Annotated in this window: 16 protein-coding genes; 10 read left to right on the forward strand and 6 right to left on the reverse strand. The window is 46.0% G+C overall.

Annotated elements, in window-relative coordinates:
• Positions 1-173, reverse strand: a 173-nt coding sequence (locus L5M10_RS15785) for a transposase (protein WP_263148818.1), incomplete at its 3' end; no start/stop codon positions are given.
• A gap of 428 nt (positions 174-601) precedes the next feature.
• Here L5M10_RS15785 and L5M10_RS15790 point away from each other — a divergent pair.
• Entirely contained in the window at positions 602-1,027 is a 426-nt protein-coding gene (locus L5M10_RS15790) for a hypothetical protein (protein ID WP_131526074.1), read from the forward strand.
• A gap of 668 nt (positions 1,028-1,695) precedes the next feature.
• Here L5M10_RS15790 and ggt read toward each other — a convergent pair.
• Positions 1,696-3,435: a gamma-glutamyltransferase gene (gene ggt, locus L5M10_RS15795; protein ID WP_263255554.1), complete on the reverse strand. Its 1,740-nt coding sequence runs from the start codon at positions 3,433-3,435 to the stop codon at positions 1,696-1,698.
• Between the two features lie 108 nt (positions 3,436-3,543).
• Between ggt and L5M10_RS15800 the strand changes: the two genes are divergently transcribed.
• Positions 3,544-4,884 carry a GNAT family N-acetyltransferase gene (locus tag L5M10_RS15800; protein WP_263255556.1) on the forward strand — a complete coding sequence of 447 codons (1,341 nt, stop codon included), beginning with the start codon at positions 3,544-3,546 and terminating at the stop codon, positions 4,882-4,884.
• A gap of 74 nt (positions 4,885-4,958) precedes the next feature.
• Here the strand turns inward: L5M10_RS15800 and L5M10_RS15805 are convergent, their stop codons facing one another.
• Both L5M10_RS15805 and L5M10_RS15810 read right to left on the reverse strand, forming a co-directional pair.
• Positions 4,959-5,582 carry a LysE family translocator gene (locus L5M10_RS15805; protein ID WP_263255558.1) on the reverse strand — a complete coding sequence of 208 codons (624 nt, stop codon included), beginning with the start codon at positions 5,580-5,582 and terminating at the stop codon, positions 4,959-4,961.
• Between the two features lie 225 nt (positions 5,583-5,807).
• A complete protein-coding gene (locus tag L5M10_RS15810) occupies positions 5,808-6,278 on the reverse strand; it encodes a hypothetical protein (protein ID WP_263255559.1) in 471 nt (156 codons plus the stop codon).
• A gap of 255 nt (positions 6,279-6,533) precedes the next feature.
• Between L5M10_RS15810 and L5M10_RS15815 the strand changes: the two genes are divergently transcribed.
• The 6 genes from L5M10_RS15815 to L5M10_RS15840 all read left to right on the forward strand — a co-directional run bounded on the left by L5M10_RS15815 (position 6,534) and on the right by L5M10_RS15840 (position 11,100).
• Positions 6,534-7,109, forward strand: coding sequence for a YbhB/YbcL family Raf kinase inhibitor-like protein (locus tag L5M10_RS15815; RefSeq protein WP_263255560.1), 576 nt, complete (start codon positions 6,534-6,536; stop codon positions 7,107-7,109).
• A gap of 11 nt (positions 7,110-7,120) precedes the next feature.
• A complete protein-coding gene (locus L5M10_RS15820) occupies positions 7,121-8,287 on the forward strand; it encodes a major royal jelly family protein (RefSeq protein ID WP_263255561.1) in 1,167 nt (388 codons plus the stop codon).
• Between the two features lie 154 nt (positions 8,288-8,441).
• Positions 8,442-8,918: a VOC family protein gene (locus L5M10_RS15825; RefSeq protein WP_263171911.1), complete on the forward strand. Its 477-nt coding sequence runs from the start codon at positions 8,442-8,444 to the stop codon at positions 8,916-8,918.
• Positions 8,905-9,894 carry a glycine betaine ABC transporter substrate-binding protein gene (locus L5M10_RS15830; protein WP_263255562.1) on the forward strand — a complete coding sequence of 330 codons (990 nt, stop codon included), beginning with the start codon at positions 8,905-8,907 and terminating at the stop codon, positions 9,892-9,894. The genes L5M10_RS15825 and L5M10_RS15830 overlap by 14 nt, the downstream gene beginning before the upstream one ends.
• Complete coding sequence (locus L5M10_RS15835; protein ID WP_263255563.1) at positions 9,891-10,373, forward strand: Atu1372/SO_1960 family protein; 483 nt, start codon at positions 9,891-9,893, stop codon at positions 10,371-10,373. Before L5M10_RS15830 ends, L5M10_RS15835 begins: the two co-directional genes overlap by 4 nt.
• A gap of 172 nt (positions 10,374-10,545) precedes the next feature.
• Positions 10,546-11,100, forward strand: a complete 555-nt coding sequence (locus L5M10_RS15840) for a sugar O-acetyltransferase (protein WP_173244211.1) — start codon at positions 10,546-10,548, stop codon at positions 11,098-11,100.
• A gap of 118 nt (positions 11,101-11,218) precedes the next feature.
• Here L5M10_RS15840 and hppD read toward each other — a convergent pair whose 3' ends face one another.
• Together hppD and L5M10_RS15850 are read right to left on the reverse strand one after the other, a co-directional pair.
• Positions 11,219-12,259, reverse strand: a complete 1,041-nt coding sequence (hppD, locus tag L5M10_RS15845) for a 4-hydroxyphenylpyruvate dioxygenase (RefSeq protein WP_263185764.1) — start codon at positions 12,257-12,259, stop codon at positions 11,219-11,221.
• 76 nt (positions 12,260-12,335) lie between these two features.
• On the reverse strand, positions 12,336-13,496 hold the full coding sequence (locus L5M10_RS15850) for a homogentisate 1,2-dioxygenase (protein ID WP_219251663.1): 1,161 nt from the start codon (positions 13,494-13,496) through the stop codon (positions 12,336-12,338).
• A gap of 207 nt (positions 13,497-13,703) precedes the next feature.
• Between L5M10_RS15850 and L5M10_RS15855 the strand changes: the two genes are divergently transcribed.
• Together L5M10_RS15855 and L5M10_RS15860 are read left to right on the forward strand one after the other, a co-directional pair.
• Entirely contained in the window at positions 13,704-14,618 is a 915-nt protein-coding gene (locus tag L5M10_RS15855; protein WP_115334369.1) for a LysR family transcriptional regulator, read from the forward strand.
• 256 nt (positions 14,619-14,874) lie between these two features.
• Positions 14,875-15,669, forward strand: coding sequence for a TIGR00266 family protein (locus L5M10_RS15860; RefSeq protein ID WP_113940919.1), 795 nt, complete (start codon positions 14,875-14,877; stop codon positions 15,667-15,669).
• Positions 15,670-15,718 lie beyond the last annotated feature (49 nt).

Consider the following 15,718-nt stretch of genomic DNA (forward strand, 5'->3'; position numbering starts at 1 on the left):
GGTGTGCCACCCTGGCGTTCTAGTTTTAACTGTCTCACCCATTTATCCATAGTGGACTTACCAACGTTCATCGCCTTTGCAGCTTCGATGATGCTATGGTTTTTATCGAGGACTAATTGGGCTGCTTCAAGTTTGAATTCAGCACTAAATGTTTTTCTGGTTGTCGATCTCATGTGTTCACCTAAAGTCATCTACGAGGTAATAATATCACCTCTATTTAGGTGGCCAAAATTAGTGTGCCACTACAACCTGCGAAAGCTAGCTCAGCATCCATGCCGAACTCACGCACTCTTTATTAAATCAAGAGCTCTATTCGCCCTGCGGCAACTCCGAGGGGAGGTGTATTCCTTGGAGTTTTGAGTCGTTAGATCGCGATTCATCAGCAAAAAATAAGTGCGAAAAATGAGAAAGCTAAAACGATATCAAGTGATTACCCATCAAACTGTATAAAAAACCGCTACCGCAAAAAAGCAAATTCCTATAGCATCATTCATACCCATTTACACGGATGTGGCAGCGGCCAAGTCCAACAAGCGATTTATGCCCTGCAAACAGCGCAGCGCATAAATACTAAGACGTTATGCAGGAAAAGGAGTTTTCAATGAAGCATAGAATAGTCAGTCTTTTCTTCTGTTTTGTATTTTCCTGCTGGACTGTCGCCGCTACAGCTGCGGGGCGTGATTATAAGTGTGTCGTTGAAAGGGTATCTTCTGCATCTGGTGATAACGGGAGTTCACACCAATTCTATGTAGATAACTACGTAGGAAGGGACTTCTCAGTGGATAGAGCTAGCGGTGTGATGGCCGGTGCACTTAAAAATTCATATGTAACAGAACCTCAAGTTATAGATTTCGGTTCATCTGAGAATGCCTATAAAGTGGTCGCAACTATGAGAGTAGATCAAGGTGCTGGAGCTGGATCGAGTGTTTATGCGCTCACTATCGAAGAGTTTGAATCAGGCCCTGAAAAGCCTTTTGTATTCTTAATGAATGCGACGGTATTTTTTGGAAAGTGCGAGCACTACTGAAATGCATAACAAACCGCTGAAATTCGTTACGGCCACAAAAAGCGTGGCCTTCACTAGGACTCGCTTCGTTCGCCTTCTAGCGAGGCGTTATCCATAGAAATTTTAATCCGAAACTGACGAGTTCGAGTTAAGGCTTTAACTCAAAAATGTCCAAAAGCGTGCTGGGTATCTCCTTCATACAGACAGGTTACACTAGTGCCAAAAAGGTGAGCCATGGTAATTTGCGAGACGACCGTCCGCCCCATGGACGTGGCGGTCGAGCATCCACGGATGGACTAGCTGCGTGTCGATGAGTGAATGCCATGGCAAGCCTATATGAGTGGATACCAGCCAACACTAATATCCCAATAACTGAATTTACCTACATGTCTTGAAGTGAGTTGCGTTTAGTATGATATTTCATGACTCAGTTGCAGCGTCAATAAAGTAAAAAAACAATGAAAATCAGCACAATAACTTTTCCTCGTAATAAAAAGCCCTGCTTATACAGTGATGTATAGCAGGGCTTTTTGATTGCGAGTCTGCATTCGCTGAGCGGAAGGACACGCTTTACTCAGGGTTTATGACCTAGATCGAATAGGTCATAAATCCTTTTATCTCATTCACCTATTTCTCTCACTCATTTCTTTACACTCATCTCTTTCACTAACATTGGCATCATGGGGATGCTAGTAGCCGATAGCTTCGCTACCCGAGTGGCGTGGATCAGACGCACCAAAAATTCCTTGTTCGGTCACCATGATTGATTGCGTACTGCCCATAGCGGATTGTACTTTCACTTTGTGTCCTTTGGCTTCGAGCAGGGAAATGGTATCGCGATTAAAGCTGGACTCGACTCGCAATTCATCGGGTTGCCATTGATGGTGAACCCGCGCCGCATTACTGGCTTCCGCGATATTCAATCCATGATCAATAACATTCATGATGATCTGCAGTGTGGTGGTGATAATGCGCGAACCACCTGGACTGCCAGTGACGAGGAAGGGTTTGCCATCCTTCATTACTATTGTTGGGCTCATTGAGCTGAGTGGGCGTTTATTGCCCTCGACCGCATTGGCATCACCGCCTACTAAACCGTAGCCGTTTGGCACGCCGGGTTTGGCAGAGAAATCATCCATCTCGTTATTGAGCAAAATCCCTGTTCCCTTAGCCACTAAACCTGAGCCGTAGCTGAAGTTTAAGGTGTAAGTGTTTGAAACCGCATTGCCCCATTTGTCTACTACCGAGAAGTGAGTGGTTTGGTCGCTCTCATAGGGGGCGAGCTTGCCGGGCTTGATTTCAGCGCTCGGTGTTGCTTTATTCACCGCAATTTGGCTGGCGATTTTTTGGGCGTAGTCTTTACTGGTTAAGGCTCTGACGGGTACCTTATAAAAGTCGGGATCGCCTAAGTATTCGCTGCGATCGCTATAGGCGTACTTCATGGTTTCTGCCATCAGATGAATCGTCTGCGCGGTATTGTGGCCAAGTTTGTCTATCGGGAATTGCTGCAATACGTTGAGCATTTCGATGATGTGCACGCCGCCCGATGATGGTGGTGGCATAGACACAACTTGGTAACCGCGGTATTCGCCGCGCACGGGTTCACGTTCCACAACCTTATAATTTTTAAGGTCGTCTAAGGTCATAATGCCGCCAGCGTCTTTCACCGCATTGATGAGCTTAGTGGCGGTTTCACCTTCGTAGAATCCTTTGGTGCCTTTTTCAGCGATAAGACTTAACGAATGGGCAAGTTCAGGTTGTTTAAGAATATCATCCACTTGATAGTCACTGCCGTCGGCTTTGTAGAAGATAGCGGCCGTGGTTGGCCATTGGGCCATGCGGCGTTTTAGGCCTGCAAGGGATTGGGCAAGATCTGGCGTTACGCTAATGCCTTCCTGCGCCATTTTAATCGCGGGTGCCGTAACTTGGGCTAGAGTCATAGTGCCATATTTTTCAAGGGCTAAGCTCATGCCCATCACAGTACCTGGCACACCCACGGCAAGACCGTGTTCGCGGCTTAGTTTTTCAACTGCATCGCCATTTTCGTCGAGGAAAATGTTTTTCTTGGCTTTAGAAGGGGCCATTTCACGGTAATCGATAGCGATGGTTTTGTTTTCTTTGGCAATATGCACCAACATAAAACCACCGCCGCCGATATTGCCTGCACGGGGTAAGGTGACTGCCAAACTGAAGGCGACAGCCACGGCGGCGTCAACCGCATTACCGCCTTGCTTTAGGATCTCAACGCCGGTGCGACTGGCGAGAGCTTCTTGGCTTGCGACCATGCCATGCTTAGCCCACACAGGTTGTGCGGTGGCCATCTGGCTGAAAATTGGTGATTCATCGGCAAGCAGACTGGGAGATGATAGTAAGGGAAGCGCCATCGCAATGGCGAGAATAAGAGGTCTAAAAGGTCTTGTTGGACGCATACTCAATCCTGAATTTATTTTAATTATGGCTATGCAATGTGCCGAGAATTAGGCTTAATTGCAACCTTGTATACTTGTTCACACCAGTAAAGGACGATAATTTACCCAATGAGACAGCTTATTTTGGCTTTTGCGAGCTCAATGTCGGATATTTCGGCCAGTGCGTGGAATGCCGCCATGGGTGAGGCGAATCCCTTTTGCCGCCATGAGTTTCTGTTGGCACTCGAGCAAAGCCGCTCCGCTTGCACTGCAACCGGTTGGACGCCTCGACATTTATGCGTGTTCGATGCGGGTGACACATTAAATGATGTCGCCAGCAAGGATAAAAGCTTGTCGCCTTTGGCTGAAGGAGGGTTTATCAGTGTGCAAACGGCTAAGCACTTCAATCAGTTCCCACTTATTGCCGTCATGCCCTTGTACCAAAAATCCCATTCCTACGGTGAGTATGTGTTCGATTGGGCGTGGGCCGAAGCCTATGAGCGCCATGGGCTCGATTACTATCCCAAATGGGTGAATGCGATCCCTTTTACCCCAGTGCAAGGTCAACGGATGGGCATTCATCCCGCAGTAGAGCGCGCCGAGCAACTGCGCGTGGCGGCATTACTGCTGATGACATTGAATCGCCGACTAATATCAGCGCAGGATAATCTCGTACTTAAGGAAGCTATTCTTAATGGGCCAGAGCAGGGCGACAGCCCGATTTCCTCATGGCACAGCCTGTTTGTTACCCCAACACAAACGCCGTTATTTGAAAGTTTGCCAAATTCGCTGTTAAAACGCTTAGGTACTCAGTTCCACTGGCATAATCGCAGTTATCGGGATTTTAATGATTTTCTGGCGGGCTTTAGTTCCCGTAAGCGTAAAAATATCTTGAAGGAGCGGGCGCAGTTACAGCCTTTTAATCTTAAGTTTCAGTTTGTCGAAGGGGAGCAGATCACCGCTTCGCAATGGCAGACTTTTATCCAATGTTATCAATTAACTTACCTTAAGCGCTCCGGTCATCGCGGCTATTTAACGCCAACCTTTTTTCAGCAGTTGGGGGCACAACTCGCTGCGCAAGTCCTACTCTTGGTGGTTGAAGATGCAAAGGGCGAGATGGTCGCTGGCGCCTTGTATCTCAAAGGTGAGAATACCCGAGGGCAGAAATGCTTATATGGTCGTTATTGGGGGACGACGGTTGAGCTCGACGGTTTACATTTTGAGGCCTGTTATTATCAAGGTATTCAATATTGTATTGAACATGAGTTTCAAGTGTTTGATGCGGGCGCGCAGGGGGAACATAAGGTGCTGCGTGGCTTTGAACCCGTAGCAATGTATTCCTACCATAACATCGCCCATTTGGGATTTAAGGCGGCGATTGCCGACTTTGTTGAGCAAGAAACACTGCAAATGCAGCAATATATGGCGCAGATGCAGGATGTGTTGCCCTACAAAAAAGAGCCTTCATAAAGACCGAGTTAACGGGACTTTATTGGGCTCATTTTAGGTAGAACGGGTTACATTTAAGCGGTTAGTTCAAATCGTTAGCTCATGGCTAACCAAACTCCTACGCCTATCATTAGGCTGCCCGAAATGCGGTTTAACCAGCGAATATTATCACCACGGCTCAAGAAGATGCGCAGGCTTTTGCCACCACTGGCGTAGGCGAGCATAGAGGTAAATTCGGTCACCATGATAATGCTCAGTAAGGCGAGGAGCTGCGGCGCGACGTCGCGCTCGGCATTGATAAAAGGGGGCAATAGCGACACCATAAATGCCCAACCTTTAGGATTGGCAATGGCGGTAATAAAGCCTTGAGAGATCAAGGTAACATTGCTGGCTCTGGGGTTAGTGTCATCATCGCTTAATATGGCCATCTTGCCGCGCGCGCGCCACATCTGTACACCGATAAAGCCTAAATAAATCCCGCCGATCCATTTAAAAATTTGAAATACTTCGGGATAGTTGAGCATGATACTGGCAACGCCCATCACGGCGGCTGTCGCCACTAACGCCACCCCAACCAGTTCACCCAACATCATCCACAGGGTGCGGCGCACACCTATACTCATGCCCAGTGTCATGGCGAGTGTCATGCACATGCCCGGCGTGATAGAAACAAAGAAAAAAGTCGGGATAAACACAGCGAGTAAGGCAAAATCAGGCATGGTTTGGTCATTCTTGGGTGAAGATGAGAAGGTCGATAGTGTAATGAAAACGGCGGATTTAGCCAATCTGCTTATTTTGAACTTGCTCTCTTTAAATGTAATCGGTTGTGTTGGCTGGCGATATTTCACGCAAAAAGCATATTGTAGTTATTATTAACAATATGCTCACTAACCCCATTGTGATTAATTCTGCAGTTGTTCGGTTAACAGCGATTAACTTCATAGTTAACAAGATAAGACATTGACTGTAGGTTCTACATCAGTATCGATCAAGTAGACACTATCGGCGCCCACCATATAATAACTGTATAGGTCTTGGTAAATATGTTCGCCTAATTCACCATAATAAGGACGGCGTGCATTTTTTACCGACTTCCATATTGGCCAAGGTAAAGAAAAATAATCGACATTGGATTGATTCGTGATATTAAAATCTGAATCAATAGGGAATGGCGTATTGCTTTTATCATCATGTTGAATATCACTTATGTTATCTAAGAAGGTTTGATAACTTGACTCATCAATTACTTGTATTCCTGATATCGTAGGGAAATATAATTCCATCGTGAATGCATCGTTATCAAGTTCCTGCCACAGTATGGTTAAAGATAAATGGTCTAATCTGCAACTCAGGTTCGGGTGTGGCTTTAGGTTTCTGTTCACGGGAAACCAAGGTTGATAAGCCGCTTTAATCATAGCGAATCCTCGTTATATTATTGTGTTAAGAACATATCTTAGTCGTTTGGTTGTTACTTTTTTGCATTATCTTTGCTGAAACTACCATAACCTAAAAATAACTGAGAAGCATGTTGAGATTATCCAATATTTTTTGAAACTCATATCAACCAAATGCGCCTTATCAATCATAATTTGATTGATATGCTAACCCACATTCTCAAATCAATGGTTAATGACTGTTCTAGGACAGTTCAAAAATGGGTTCAGCACATTATGAAATCGCCTTATTTCTCCTCTTTTAAAAAGACTCTCTTAGTGACTGTCGCTTTGGCCGCCAGTATTAATTACGTTATGGCTGACGACAGTGCCTCTGCGTTTAGTCTCGAAAGTAATTTAGCTGATAATTCAAGGTTTCCTCCTGAGTATTATTGGAATCAATTTGGTTGTTCGGGCGAAAATATTGCGCCGCGTTTAACTTGGCAAAATGTACCTGCCGGTACCAAGAGCTTTGCTGTCACTTTATATGATAAAGATGCGCCTACTGGCAGTGGTTTTTGGCACCGTGTTGTGTATGACATTCCGGCACAGGTGTCGACTCTCGCAGGTGGTGTGAATGGCGGAGCGCTACCCCGTGGTGCCATTGAAGCTAATACCGATTTAGGTAAACCTGGATTCTTTGGACCTTGTCCACCAGAGGGACGTGAACACAGTTATGTATGGACAGTGCATGCTTTGGATGTGGCGCAGTTGCCGATAGACAAGGGATCAACACCCGCTTTGGTGGGATTCTATCTTTGGCAGCATAGATTAGGCGAAGCAAGTTTAACGCTTTTAGCTGGCCCACGTTAGGAGGAATGAAGATGACCATATTATCTACGCGCATTACATACCCAATGTTATCAAAGGCTTTTACTCTACTGGCAACCAGTTTGTTGTGTTCTCACTCATGGGCGACACAGACTGAGCCGCTGGCAAAAATGGAAGTCTTTGCCGAACTTGATGGGGCTGTGGGCGGTATTACTTTCACATCAGATGATCGATTGATTTTCAGTTATCACCCTTTCTATCAACCTAACATTAAGGTGGCAGAGCTTTTAGCGGATGGTAGTACTAAGCCATTTCCTAATTCGGATTGGCAGCAATGCCATGATCCGCAGGGTAAAGCGAAAGAACCTGACACTTGCCTTAATTGGGTGTTGGGGCTGCGAACAGACGATCAAGACAGAGTTTGGCTATTAGACTCTGGCCAGCAGGCACCACGTATTGAGCCTAAATTAGTGGCGTGGGATACCAAGAAAAACCAATTAGATCGCATTATTCATTTGCCCGCGCCAGTCTCTCTTCCTGAGTCACAACATAATGACTTTGTTATCTCATCTCGACATCAAGCGATTGTGATTGCCGATGAGGGGATTGGCACGGGTCCCATTGGTGAAAAGGCTGCGCTGGTGGTTGTGGACTTAAATACAGGGAAAAGTCGGCGCCTATTACAGGGTGATAACAGTGTGATGCCAGACTTACAGCGGCCACTGATTATCGATAAAGACTCAAAAGATAGGAAGCAGATTGAAGTTTATGTGGGTGCCGATGGCATTGCTTTAGATAAAACCCAAACATGGCTCTACTTTGCCCCGATGAATAAAGACAAAGTTTACCGTGTGCGGATGACAGATCTCATCAATCCTTCGTTAACGCCTACGGCACTCTCTGCCAAAGTGGAGGCTTATGCCGATAAGCCCGACAACGGTGGCTTAAGTATTGATGAAGCGAATAATTTGTATTTAACGGAAGTGGGAGAGCGGGCCATTGGTGTGATCCCTGCAGATTCTCGCCAGTATCGCACTTATGTCCATGATGAACGTATGGTTTGGCCCGACGGTGTGAGTTATGGCAAGCAAGGTTACTTGTACTCTGGGGCTGCGCAATTACCGTTATCGGCACCATTAAACAATGGCAAAGCTGAAAACAGTCCACCTTATTATATTTTCCGTTTTAAGCCCTTAGCGGCGGGCGTTCGTGGTAATTAATCCGAACAATTAATCTCATCAATTAATTTTATAACCTTACGCCAAGTGCTTATCTGAACTGAATTTATTCACACGATTTTTGCGGATTAAAACGGTTTGGATTTGCACTGGGTTATACCGAGTCACTGAGTCACGACATCCAGAGGATGACAATATGAACATAATCGGATTGGATCACTTTACCATCAGAACGCCCAAACTGGTTGAAACGCTGTTGTTTTATCAAGTCATCCTTGGATTGAAATTAGGTTGGCGGCCACAGTTTGGTTTTCCTGGACATTGGCTCTATGCCTCAAATAAGCCCATTTTGCATTTGGTGGAAGCGGGCGATCAGGCGCTAGAGGCCTACTTAGGGGAAAGCAGAGATATTTATGGCTCGGGACGTGTTGACCATTTGTCGTTTCGTGGCACGGATTTACACCAGATGCAGCAGCATTTATGCCAGCAGAGGATGATTTTTCAGGAACGAATTGTGCCTGAGATTGGTGAGCATCAGTTGTTTCTTGAAGATCCGAATGGCATCAAAGTAGAGATGATATTCCCCTATGCAAAGGACAACGCCATCGTTGGAATTGTGATGGATAGGCTCACTATTTTAGACACCAAGGAGCCTGAACATGGCGGAGATTAATGTCTTCAGAAGGCAATTATTGCAAACGCTGGGATTGGGCAGTTTGGCATCATTGGCATTATTTCCTCGAGGTGCGATAGGTATGAATTCATTGAATAAGAGTACAAATATGGAGAGCTCTCAGGGTAAGCCTATGATTCGCATGGGAGTGACGGACTTAAGTTTTCATCGAGTCACCGCCGCTGTGGTGGCCCATGTGATAGGGATTATGGGCAAAGAGGTGCAACGAAGCTATGCATTGCACGAGGCTAATTTTGAGCAGCTAGGTGAAGGCAAAGTGGATATGCTGTGTTCAGCATGGCTGCCCCATAGCCACGGGATTTATCGACAAGGTGTCGAAGAGCGAGTTGCTACGCGGCAACTCGGGCTACATTATGAGCCCTATGCGCTCTGGGGCGTACCCGATTATGTGCCTGCTGAGCAAGTGTCGAGCATTGAGGATTTACTCAAGCCTGACGTGCAGCAACGTATGCGGCCCATCATTCAAGGGATTGGTGAGGGGGCGGGGATCACGCGATTTTCTAAAAATATCATGACGCAATATGGATTAACGGCGGCAGGTTATCAATTTAGAACAGGCACTCAGGCCGACTGTGTCGCCGCTTTTGAATCTGCTGTGGCGGTAAACGATTGGGTGGTCGTTCCTTTGTGGCATCCACAATTTTTACACCATCAATACGGTATTCGCGATCTTCAGGACCCTAAAGATTTACTCGGGGGGAAAGATAAAGCGGTATTGCTCGCCCGTGAACGCGAGTTGGCGGTTAATTTCTCGCCAGCACAAATTCAGGTGCTGGATAACATAGTATTATCGAATCAAATGGTTGCAGAACTCGATTATGCGGTTAATCGACAAGGAATGACGGAAGATGAGGCCGCTGCGAACTGGCTGACAGTCAATCCTCAGCATTTGACGACTTGGTTAGCCCCGCTGCTTAATCCTGCGAATGTCTCATCTCAGGAGGTGACATTATGATGAGCACACCTGAATCGCGGCTAGTGGCGGCAGGGCTTGAACTACCTGAGGTTGCTGCGGCTCTTGGAAATTATGAACCCTATTCAATTGTTGGCAGTCAGTTAATGACCTCGGGTCAGTTTCCCTATTTAGAGGGCGAGCTTCAGTATCAAGGACAATTGGGCGCAGATCATACTGTGAGCGAAGGCTACGCTGCCTGTCGTCTTGCGACCCTAAATGCTATTGCCCAATTGAAACAGGCTTGCGGTGAGCTTTCGCGGATAAAACAAATTTACCGCTTGGAAGGGGTGCTGAATGTGCATCAATCTTGCTTTGAACATCCTAAAGCACTCGATGGGGCTTCGGATTTATTGCTTGAAATCTTCGGTGAAGCAGGGCGTCACAGCCGGATGATTTGGACAAATCCGGTCATGCCGCTGAACAGTTTGTGTCTAGTGTATTTATTTGCAGAACTCTATTGTGATGACGAACAAAGGTAATGACCTTTGTCTCGATTGAGATTGAATGCTTGAATGTGACTCACATTGGCTGTTAGCTAAATGTTCTGTCAGCAAGATGGGTCGTTCATTCAAGAGCATATAAGGCAGTTCTTGAACTTTCATCAATCGATTGTTAGGGTTAGGTCATCATGGACGGAATGTTGACAATACGATGACTGAGAAACAAAAAATGTTGGCGGGCCAGCCCTATAAGGCTTGGGATGATGAGTTATTGGCTGAGCGGATGCGGGCGAAATCCATTTGTCATCAGTTTAATCTGGCCGAACCGACTTTGCTTGATGCCCGAATGGAGCATCTTCGTGGCCTGCTTGATATTCAACACTGCGCCCATATTGAGCCTAATTTCTTTTGCGATTACGGTTATAACATCCATATTGGCAAACAATTTTACGCCAATCATAATCTAACCATATTAGATGTTTGCTCAGTCTCGATTGGTGATAATGTGATGTTTGGTCCCCATGTGATGATTTCTACCGCAACGCATCCTATTAATCCCATTGCGCGGCAAACGACGGAATACGGCGCGCCAATTCAAATCGGCAATAATGTCTGGCTAGGCGGAAACGTCTCTGTGTTACCCGGTGTGACCATTGGTGATAATTGTGTCATTGGTGCTGGTAGTGTCGTGAATAAGAGCATTCCCGCGAACTGTGTGGCGGCAGGTAACCCTTGTAAGGTTATCAAACCTATCAATGTGGAATAATGCAGGAAGGTCGATGCCGAGTGATTGGCGTCAATGCTGATTTAAATGACGATTTAGATCGTCGTAGAAACAAAAACGGTACGCAGTGCGTACCGTTTTTTATTAGCAGGATGAATACTTACAGTACGCCGCGGCGCATTTGGTCCCGTTCAATTGATTCAAACAGGGCAGTAAAGTTGCCTTCACCAAAACCTAAGTTATTCTTACGTTGGATGATTTCGATGAAAATCGGTCCAAACAGGTTTTTAGTAAATATCTGCAATAAATAGCCTGTATCATCACCATCCACCAAAATTTGGTGATGTTTGATGCGCTCACGATTCTCAGTCACTTGAGGCAACTTGTCGAAAATGGTGTCGTAGTATTCAGGGATGATGTCTAGGCACTGGATTGAACTGCCTTCCATCGCATCCAGAGATTTAACGATATCGCGGCTTCTAAAGGCTAAATGTTGCACACCAGGGCCATTGTATTCCTTCAGATATTCATCAATTTGGTTTTTATCGCTGCCTTTACCTTCGTTAATCGGGATACAGAAGCTGCCATCTGGCGAACGCAGGGCGTAGGACACTAGCGCGGTTTGTACGCCGCTGATGTCAAAGTAGCGCACTTCAGTAAAACCAAAAATGTTTTTATAGAAGTTAGCCCAATGTTCCATTGTGCCTTTGTAGACGTTGTTGGTTAAGTGATCGACCTCGATAAAGCCTTTCTCTTGGGTGATGACTTGCTCGTCTAAATCTTCAAAATCAGCGGCATAGATATTGTTATCTGCGCCAAAGGTGTCGATGAAATAAATTAAGCTGTCACCAATGCCGTAAATCGCAGGATAAGGCAGATCTTTGTTGGCATCATCGGCGGGTTTTGCACCACGTTCAACGGCAACGCGATAGGCAAAGCCGGCATCTTCTACACGCCAGCCCATAGAGCAAATGGCTGGGCCGTGGGATTTAGCAAACTTAGCAGAGAAACCTTCGCGCTCAGTGTTGAGCAGAAAATTAATGTCATTCTGTTTGTAGTACAGGATGTCTTTGTTCTTGGCTTTTTTCAGCAGAGAAAAACCAAAGTCGATAAAGACTTTGTGCATAAAATCAGTATCAGGGCTGGCGAATTCAGTGAATTCGATACCTAATAAGCCCAGTGGATTTAGTTCGCTTGCCATGTTGTTTTCCTCGTTATTTTAGTGCAACACGCCGTCACTCAAATGACTCCCGCATGGGAGTGCTGGTGGCTTGGGGCTAGTCTTCTAGCCAAGAGCGGTTGTAGTCTTTGCTCATGCAATTTTGTACATGTTCGGTTAATTTCAGTGGGGCGAACGTGTCCACCATCACTGCATATTCATAGGTTTCTTTTTTGCCAATTGAGGCTTCAGTGCGGCCCGGTTGTGGTCCGTGGGCCACACCTTTTTGATGTAAGGTCATGTAACCCGCTTCAATGCCCGTGCGGCTCATAAAGTCGCCATCGACGTAATACAAGACTTCGTCGCTATCTATGTTGTTGTGGTAATAAGGCGCCGGAATCGATTTAGGGTGGAAATCGTAGGGGCGCGGTACGAAGTTACAAATCACAAAGTTATGGGCGGTAAAGACTAAGTGATCAGAAGGGGGTAGATGGATTTTGCCTACCTTTGGTGCGTATTCTGTGATGTTGAATGCCCAAGGATAAACGCAGCCATCCCAACCCACTAAATCAAAGGGATGCCATTCAAGAGTGGTGAGTTGGTATTTATCGCCAAACTTACACACTAAGGGGAAGGCGCCGCGCTCAACCACAGCCTCTTGCAATGTAGGTACGCGCAAATCGCGCTCGCAGTAAGGTGCTGATTCTAATAGCTGACCATACTCGTTACGGAAATGCTTAGGCACTTCCACCATAGAGAATGACTCGATGACGAAAAGTCGCACATTGCTGTAATCGTTGAATTTAAGCTGATAAGTGGTACCACGTGGGATCACGAGATAGTCCCACTTTTGGACCTTAATCGTGCCGTACTCGCTGTAGAGTGTGCCTTCGCCTTCGTGGACAAAAACCACTTCATCGGCATAGGCGTTACGGTAAAACTCGTCGGTATCTGCGGTGACTTTGGCGGTATACAGTGCTAAGTCATTGTTATAAAAAATCTTGTTACGGGCGCTGAAAAAATTACCTTCACGGTCGGCGTCGCGGGAATCGAGTTTATAGTTTTGGACCAGCGAGTCTTCCCAATTGGCACCATGGCCTAGGCTGTATGGCGCCACTTCCAATGCTTTGGTTGGCATGTTGTGGTGATATTTATTGGAATAAATATTGGAAAAACCATGGGTTGAGAACAACTCTTCACGGTAAAGCTCGCCGTTTTCCTTTTCAAATGCGATATGGCGCTTATGGGGAATCTGGCCTTGTTTCACATAAAATGGCATGGAGGATCCTTGGTTTTTACAGCGGCGTGAGATTAGCTCTACTTCGCTTGTCGTTATGGTTATGTGATCTTGTTATCAATTTAGTTGCTTGAATGAACAAAAAAAAGAATAATAAATCCGTTATCTCAATCTAAAAATTAGATGGTATTCTAATCTTTACGAATCGTAGTGTTTCCGTGACATGTTCATTAGAGCCAAGGAGTGACCATGCGCATCGATATTGATGCTTTTAATGTGCTGCAAGTGCTGGTGGAAGAGGGCAGTTTTGCCAAGGCGGCGGAGCGATTACACAAGGCGCAATCGGCGGTGAGTTATCAAGTTAAAAAGTTAGAAGAGCACTTAGGTGTGCAACTTTTTAGTCGTGAGCAATATCGTGCGGAACTGACGCAAGAGGGCCGAGTGATTTTGGCCGAGGGACAAAGATTACTGCAACACCTTGCAAACATTGAACATCTTGCCAGTCGTTTCAGTGAAGGCTGGGAGCCCAAGCTAGAGCTAGTGATAGACGGTGCCTTACCGATGGAGCCTATCATGACGGCCTTAAAGCGCATGGCTGAACATCAGATCCCCACTAAAATTCAGCTGAATATGGAGTTTTTAGGCGGTGTACAACACAGATTCGAGCGTGATAATGCTGACTTGATGTTAGTGAAAGATTATCGCACTGGCCCCTACTATCATCCGCAGCCTTTGCCTGCAATTACTAGCGTACTGGTGGCCAGTGCTTCGCATCCTTTGTCTTTTATTCGCGAAATTAGTTTGTCTGAGCTGCAGCAACATGTGGAATTAACTATCGAAGACTCTTCACCCAATAAAAGTTATCGCGATGAAATGCAATTTGGCGGTGATAAAGTGTTTTATCTTTCTGGCTTTATCATGAAAAAGAACGCTTTGTTAAAAGGTTTAGGTTTTGGCTGGTTGCCGGACTTTTTAGTGCAAGAAGAGTTAGCTAAGGGCGAATTAGTTGAAATCGACTTCGTCGGTGGCAGTCGTTTTACGTTTATTCCACAGCTCGTCTCGACCTTAGAGCGGCCGTTAGGCCGTGCGGGACAACTTTTTACCGAGTTGATATTAGAGGAGTTTGCTAAGGCTGAGCAGTTTAATGGTGTGGGTTTGGGTTGATAAGTCTTCACTTGTCATCTTTTGATACAACTTACCGCATAAAATAATCGCATTTTGACATTTTATGTCATAGATTAATGCCTAGGTCAGATGAAGGTTTGGATTGAGAGTTAAAATAAGGCCTAAATTCAGACTGAGCTTAGATCTAGATTAAGGTCGAGATGAAGAGTGAAATTGAGCTGCGATAGGTAAAGAGCCGTCCATCGGGGTCAATCTAAAGGATAGTAACAAGGAACTGACAGTTAAGGGGAACAGTATGTCTAGACGTTGTCATGAAGTGGATTATGAAATTATTGGCCACAGTATGCAGTTGGTTGAAGTGGAGCTCGATCCTAACGAAACCGTGGTCGCTGAAGCGGGCGCGATGAACTACCTAGAGCAAGATATTAGCTTTGAGGCCAAAATGGGCGATGGCTCTGAGCCTGAGTCTGGCTTTTTTGGCAAGTTGGTGGGCGCGGGTAAACGGGCATTGACGGGTGAGAGCATTTTTATGACTCACTTTACCAACCAAGGCAACCAAAAACGTAAAGTCGCCTTTGCCGCCCCTTATCCAGGCACTATCCTAGCGATCGACTTGGCCGAACATGGTGGTGAGCTGATCTGCCAGAAAGACAGTTTTTTGGCTGCGGCTTTAGGTACACGCGTGACGATGAAATTTAATCGCCGCTTAGGCACGGGATTTTTCGGTGGAGAAGGGTTTATTCTGCAAAGTCTACAGGGCGATGGTATGGCGTTTATCCATGCGGGGGGCACCTTAGTGAAAAAAGAACTAAAAGGTGAAACCTTAAGAGTTGACACAGGTTGTCTTGTTGCATTTACCTCAGGGATTGATTACGACATAGAGCGTGCAGGCTCATTAAAGTCTATGGTCTTTGGCGGTGAAGGTTTGTTTTTAGCCACACTCAAAGGCCACGGGACGGTTTGGCTACAAAGCTTGCCATTCTCACGTATGGCGGACCGGATTATCGCCCATGCCCCATCTGCGGGTGGCAGTGATCGCGGAGAAGGCTCTGTACTCGGAGGTCTTGGTCGCATGCTCGATGGGCGCTAAATGATAAGCTGACATGCTGTCTTCTCTTAAGGCATTCCAGACTATCCTC

Origin of the sequence: Shewanella sp. SM32, assembly GCF_025654235.1 — a bacterium.
Classification (GTDB): Bacteria; Pseudomonadota; Gammaproteobacteria; order Enterobacterales; family Shewanellaceae; genus Shewanella; species Shewanella oncorhynchi.

Coding starts and splice junctions, on each gene's coding strand:
- L5M10_RS15810 (WP_263255559.1), bottom strand. CDS start 6,278: ATGATTAAAGCGGCTTATCAACCTTGGTTTCCCGTGAACAGAAACCTA.
- L5M10_RS15840 (WP_173244211.1), top strand. CDS start 10,546: ATGACTGAGAAACAAAAAATGTTGGCGGGCCAGCCCTATAAGGCTTGG.
- L5M10_RS15850 (WP_219251663.1), bottom strand. CDS start 13,496: ATGCCATTTTATGTGAAACAAGGCCAGATTCCCCATAAGCGCCATATC.
- L5M10_RS15855 (WP_115334369.1), top strand. CDS start 13,704: ATGCGCATCGATATTGATGCTTTTAATGTGCTGCAAGTGCTGGTGGAA.
- L5M10_RS15815 (WP_263255560.1), top strand. CDS start 6,534: ATGAAATCGCCTTATTTCTCCTCTTTTAAAAAGACTCTCTTAGTGACT.
- L5M10_RS15805 (WP_263255558.1), bottom strand. CDS start 5,582: ATGCCTGATTTTGCCTTACTCGCTGTGTTTATCCCGACTTTTTTCTTT.
- L5M10_RS15820 (WP_263255561.1), top strand. CDS start 7,121: ATGACCATATTATCTACGCGCATTACATACCCAATGTTATCAAAGGCT.
- ggt (WP_263255554.1), bottom strand. CDS start 3,435: ATGCGTCCAACAAGACCTTTTAGACCTCTTATTCTCGCCATTGCGATG.
- L5M10_RS15835 (WP_263255563.1), top strand. CDS start 9,891: ATGATGAGCACACCTGAATCGCGGCTAGTGGCGGCAGGGCTTGAACTA.
- L5M10_RS15825 (WP_263171911.1), top strand. CDS start 8,442: ATGAACATAATCGGATTGGATCACTTTACCATCAGAACGCCCAAACTG.
- hppD (WP_263185764.1), bottom strand. CDS start 12,259: ATGGCAAGCGAACTAAATCCACTGGGCTTATTAGGTATCGAATTCACT.
- L5M10_RS15790 (WP_131526074.1), top strand. CDS start 602: ATGAAGCATAGAATAGTCAGTCTTTTCTTCTGTTTTGTATTTTCCTGC.
- L5M10_RS15860 (WP_113940919.1), top strand. CDS start 14,875: ATGTCTAGACGTTGTCATGAAGTGGATTATGAAATTATTGGCCACAGT.
- L5M10_RS15830 (WP_263255562.1), top strand. CDS start 8,905: ATGGCGGAGATTAATGTCTTCAGAAGGCAATTATTGCAAACGCTGGGA.
- L5M10_RS15800 (WP_263255556.1), top strand. CDS start 3,544: ATGAGACAGCTTATTTTGGCTTTTGCGAGCTCAATGTCGGATATTTCG.